This window comes from Desulfovibrio subterraneus (assembly GCF_013340285.1).
Lineage (GTDB): Bacteria > Desulfobacterota > Desulfovibrionia > Desulfovibrionales > Desulfovibrionaceae > Halodesulfovibrio > Halodesulfovibrio subterraneus.
Window position 1 is genome coordinate 1 of the sequence record NZ_BLVO01000007.1, and the last position, 256, is coordinate 256.

General features: G+C 57.4%; 1 rRNA gene. It reads right to left on the reverse strand.

The features are described from left to right. A 5S ribosomal RNA gene (rrf, locus tag HUV30_RS03990) occupies positions 1–112 on the reverse strand; the annotation flags it as partial. Positions 113–256: the final 144 nt, after the last annotated feature.

Below are 256 nucleotides of genomic sequence, written 5' to 3' on the forward strand. Positions count from 1 at the left end.
TGGCGGCGGCCTACTTTCCCACCAGCTCCCTGGCAGTATCATCGGCGATGGCGGGCTTAACTTCCGAGTTCGGAATGGGATCGGGTGTACCCCCACCTCCATGACCACCAAGACAAAGTTCTCGGGCCACCTGCATGCACCGGAAAGGCGAGCGGTATATGCCCCGTTGCCACGTCAGTCTGCAGTCGTGACCCAAAATTCGTAATTTGCTCAAGCATGCGGTCACTGAATCAGAAAAACTCCGGCCCTCATCGGT